The 2,958-nt window shown below is 73.1% G+C and carries 3 protein-coding genes; all 3 read right to left on the bottom strand.

Annotated elements, in window-relative coordinates; translation table 11 throughout:
* The coding region (locus ACTIDRAF_RS29650; protein ID WP_039788033.1) for a hypothetical protein at positions 1-317 on the bottom strand (317 nt) is incomplete at its 3' end.
* A 542-nt stretch (positions 318-859) separates the two neighbouring features.
* Complete coding sequence (locus ACTIDRAF_RS0218255; RefSeq protein ID WP_157163123.1) at positions 860-1,831, bottom strand: hypothetical protein; 972 nt, start codon at positions 1,829-1,831, stop codon at positions 860-862.
* A gap of 120 nt (positions 1,832-1,951) precedes the next feature.
* A complete protein-coding gene (locus ACTIDRAF_RS0218260; protein ID WP_157163124.1) occupies positions 1,952-2,662 on the bottom strand; it encodes a hypothetical protein in 711 nt (236 codons plus the stop codon).
* Positions 2,663-2,958 lie beyond the last annotated feature (296 nt).

Here is a 2,958-nt window from a genome sequence, read left to right on the forward strand (position 1 = left end):
GGTGGCCCGGCAGCCGTAGGAGCGGGCGGGGGAGGTGCTGTCCCCGAGCCGCCGTTTCCGGCGATGCCGTCGAGGTAGCGGCGGATCAGGTCAGCGGACCGTCCGAACGCCGCGTACGCCTGCTTCAACGGCTCCGCCGCGTCGGCGGCCGACTTCACCACCCACACCACGTCGTGGTTCGCCGAAGCTAAGAGGAGTTGGGCGGAGAGCTGACACCCGCGTTCCGCCCTGTCGAGTGCCACCACCAGGCCGCGCTGAGCCTCCTCGACCTCCACCAGGGCCGCCCGTGCCTGAGCCACGACGTCGGCGACGGACACCAGCCACCCTCCCCACACCCCCGTTGCACACCGTGACGAACAGTAGCAACGGGTGACCGTTGGGGTGGGGAAAATGGCCACTTCCACGTGGAAGGGCGCCGCGTCAGAGTCAGCACGAGGTCAGCACGGGGGCGATCACCCGCACCAACTCGCGAGAACGGGCCGGAGCGTGAACCCGACCTCACGCCCATGACCAGGTCGTGTGGCAGGGCGTCACCCGCCTCGACGTGGGACCTCGAGATTCCGCCGCCGAGTTCCGCGAGAACCCGGCGGTGTGCCTACCGGGCGGCGCGTGAGGGCCAGGCGCAGCCGGGCAGTCGAATGCGTTCCCTTGGGTGAGCAGTCGCGGCGTTTGGGTGGCGCGGCCTTGTTCCACCCGCCGCGTCGCCCCGCACGAGGTGGGCACGCCGGGGATTTCCGCGAACGTCCCTTCAGTCCCTCACCTCGGTGGTGGTGCCGTCGACGTCCTCGTCCGGTACTCGGTACGTCATCCCCTCACGTGGGCGGGGGCTGGGAGCTGGGAGCTGGTGGGGAGGGGAGTGCTAGCAGGTGCTTCCCGGCAGTTCGCTGTCGAGGTCGAAGATCGCCTGCTCGTCGACCCCGCCCCGCCCGGCCGTGTTCTGGTCCGGCGTGGTGGCGGGTGCCAGTAGACCTTCGTCCATCAGGTCGCAGTCCATCCCGTAGACCAGTCCGTCGCTGCCGCCGGCCCAGAGACCCCAGCTCGACTCCAACCACTCCTCGCCCGAGTAGTAGAGGAACTCGTCCGTCTGCCGTTGGAACACCACGGCGGGATGCGACTCGAACAGGTACCCCGCCAGGTAGCTGACCTCCAGCACGAGGAGGCCCTCCTCCTCGGCGGTGACGTAGACGCGGCCGTCCATCCGCGGCGGTTCGTCGGCGAGCGGGTGCTCCGGCGAGATCATGGTGACGAAGGCGTCCAGGCCCAACGTCCTGATGCGCTCCTCGGTGTCGGCCCTGGCGTCCGGTCCCAACAGGTCGAGCAGTGGATCGGCTGCGTGTTCCTCGATCGCCTCGGGGTCGAGCCGGGTCGCCTCGACGGCCCGCAACGCGAGGTCGACGGCTTCGGCGACCTGGGCGCGGGTGTGCCCCTCCACCGGCGTCGCCACGGTCCGGTCGATGCCGTCGATGCCCTCCGCCCACTCGGCTGCCACGGTGCCCGTGAACCCGTGGCCACCCGACACCCCGCCGTCCGGGACCTGATCCCCGTGCCCGGCCGGGCGCTGTACCGGGGGAGCGGTACCGGTTTCGGGGGCCGGGAGCGCGGTGGGCGCGTCGTCGACCAGACCGGTCTGGCGCACCACGACGACCGCTCCGGCGATGAGGGCCAGCGAACCGGCGACGAGGAGCACCCGCCGGAGCGGTGTGGGGCCGGCGCGTCGCCGTTCGTTCCGAGGGGCTGGCCCCGGGAAGGGCGTCGGGCCGTGCGTACCTGGTCGGGATGCGGGTCCGGGGCTGTCGTCCTCGGGGCGGGCCTGGTTCGTCTGGTCGGACATGTCGCCGTTCCTCGCGGTCGGGTTCGGGGTGCACGGTGGCGTGCTGGGACGTGTTCGGCGGCGGTCGCGCGCCGACCAGGGGCAGGGACACCGGTCACCGGCCCCGCCCCGGCGGGCCGGTCAGGCGGGTTCGAGCGCCTCCGCCACGCAGGCCACCTCGTCGGAGCCCGGCCCGATGACCCCGGTGGCGATGTCGCAGTCGACGGCCCGGTGCCCGACCTCGCCGCCGAACTCCACCCACAGGCCGCGCGCACCGGTCTCCCACCCGTCGCCGATCGCGTAGGAGTAGGCCTCGACCCAGCGTTCGTAGACGACGCCGTCTCGCGAGGACGTCCCTTCGGGGTCGAAGGGGTAGGCGGTCGTGTAGTTCAGCTCGACCAGCAGCGAGCTGTCCGGATGCAGGGACACCTCCAGCGAACCGCTCATCCGGGGCTCGGCGGCCAGCGTTCTCCCCGAGGCCAGCATGGTGATGTAGCCGCTGGGGCCGTAGGCGTCGATCTCCGAGCGCACCGCCTCCCGGGAGTAGGGGGCGAGCAGGCCCAGCAGTTCGTTCGGGTCGTGCCGCAGTAGGGCGGCGTCGGAAAGCCGGGAGGCGCGCACCGCCGACAGGGCCGCCGACGTCGCCTCGCGGACCTCGTCCGCCGTGTAGCCGGCGAAGGCCGTCGGTGGGGGCACGTCGATGCCCTCGGTTCCCGTCCGCCAGTGCTCCGCGGAGGTTCCGGCGAAGGGGTCGTCCGCCCGGGCCTGGTTCAACCGTTCACCTCGGACCAGGAGGAAGACGACGAGGGAGAGGACGACCGCGAGCACCGTCCCGGCCAGTGCCCACGGCACCACGACACCGGCCCGCCGGGGGGCCACCGGCGCCGGCCAGGCCCCCGGGGGGCCGGCCGGCCCGAACGCGAAACCGGTAGGAGCCCCCGGTGAGGGGGAGGTAGGCCCCCAGCCCGGGCGGGGTGCCTGCGCGGTCGGCCAGGCCTGGCCGCCGGGCGGCGTGGCCGAGGGGTGCGGAACCTGGTGGGCGGCCCCCGCGTCACCGTGCGCTCCCCGGGGCGTGGGCTGGTCCGGGAACCCCTCCCCGCGACCGGCGGGAAGGGATGGCGGTGGGGCGGGGGCGCCCCCAGCCGCTT

This window comes from Actinoalloteichus spitiensis RMV-1378, assembly GCF_000239155.1.
GTDB lineage: Bacteria > Actinomycetota > Actinomycetes > Mycobacteriales > Pseudonocardiaceae > Actinoalloteichus_B > Actinoalloteichus_B spitiensis.